Here is a 1,586-nt window from a genome sequence, read left to right as displayed (position 1 = left end):
GGGGGGTGTCCCTATGTTCTTTGTCAAGCGGTGGGGCAGAATTTCTTTCAAGGTTTCCTGGTTGCCGATTTTGGGCAGGGGGTAGTGGCTGGCGGTGCGTGCCCGCCAGCGGTTGGTTGATGGGATTTAGGCTGCCGTGGTTGCCGGTGCCTCGTAGAAGGTGCCGTCGCGGAGCATGGCGAACAGCACGTCGCAGCGGCGCCGTGCGAGGGCGATCAGGGCCTGGTTGTGCCGTTTCCCTTCGGCGCGTTTCTTGTCGTAGTAAGCCCGTGAGAGCGGGTCTTTCAACGCGGCGAAGGCGGAGAGGAAGAAGGCCCGCTTAAGGTTCTTGTTGCCCTTCTTGGAGGGGTGGTCGCCGCGGATTGACGTCCCGGAGCGCCACGTTACCGGGGCCAGTCCGGCGTAGGAGGCCAGGTGGCCTGCGCTCTGGAATTCCTTGCCGGCAACTTCGGTGATGATGCGGGCTTCGGTCCTGACGCCGACCGCCGGCATGGAGGTCAGGACCTCGTGAAGAGGGTGGGCCTCCACCAGGGCCTCGACCTGGGTGAGAAGCTCTTCGCGGGCGGTGCGCAGCTGCTTGAGCATCGCGGCGAGCTGTGGCAGGACGATGCCGGCCGCGCCGGTGCCGGCGACCACGACGGTCTGTTCGCCCAGGGCGGTGAAGACCTCGGCGGCCCAGCCCTTCCCGGCCCGCGGTGCGTGGCGGGAGAGCAGGGTGGCGACACGGGGTTGGCCGGCCTTGCGCAGTTTCTCCGGGCTCGGGTACTTGATCAGCAGTTCGGCCATGGCCGGGTGGTCCAGGTGCTTGCCAACGACCCGTTCCAGGGCCGGGTGGACCTGGGTGAGAAGCCCTCGGATCCGGTTGGAGGTCGCGGTGGCCTGCTTGGCCAAGTCGTCATCAAAACCGCACAGCATGGACAGTTCGGCGGCCTGCTCGTCGGCGAGGACGATGGAGCGCAAGGTGTGCGGCAGGGTGCGGGCGGCTTCGGCAATTATGGCCGCGTCTCGGGCATCCGTTTTGGCCTCGCCTGGGTGGAGGTCCGCGATGCGGCGCATCGCCAGACCAGGCAGGTAGCCGACCATGATGCCCTCAGCCTGGGCCACGGCGACGGGCAGGGCGCCGATGGTCGAGGGCTGGTCCACGACCAGCAGGACCCGTCCCTTGCCGGCGACGGAACGGATGATGGCTTGTAGTTTGGCCTCGTCCTGGGGCAGTGCCCGGTCGAGGAGTTTCTTGCCCTTGCGGTCGATGGCGACGGCGTGGTGATTGCTCTTGCCCACGTCGACACCAATGAAGATGTCGACTTGTTCATGGTCCTTGATCAACGCAAACCTCCCAGAATTTGTGTCGTGCAATCCGGTGTTGGCATGTCCTGCGGCGGCAAGGCTCGGCATCCACGTTACGGCTGACCTACACGTTCATTCATTGTGCTGGTCCGGTCCCCATCAGCGATCCCCTGGCGCCTATCAAATCCCGGTGACAACACCCCCCGGATCATTGATGACTGGGGGCTTCAATCATGCCGGGACCGACAGGCCAACAACCCCAATTCTTACTCTTTAAGGGGCTACTAAAAAGGTAACGG

At 64.6% G+C, this 1,586-nt stretch carries 1 protein-coding gene; it reads right to left on the bottom strand.

Features of this window, described 5'->3' with window-relative positions:
- Positions 1-126: 126 nt before the first annotated feature.
- Positions 127-1,395, bottom strand: coding sequence for an IS110 family RNA-guided transposase (locus tag G6034_RS19360; RefSeq protein ID WP_425485550.1), 1,269 nt, complete (start codon positions 1,393-1,395; stop codon positions 127-129).
- Positions 1,396-1,586 lie beyond the last annotated feature (191 nt).

The sequence above is a fragment of the Arthrobacter wenxiniae genome (assembly GCF_013376105.1).
In the GTDB taxonomy this organism is placed as follows: domain Bacteria; phylum Actinomycetota; class Actinomycetes; order Actinomycetales; family Micrococcaceae; genus Specibacter; species Specibacter wenxiniae.
The sequence above is the reverse complement of the archived record's forward strand: the minus strand, read 5'-3'. Positions and strand labels throughout refer to the sequence as shown.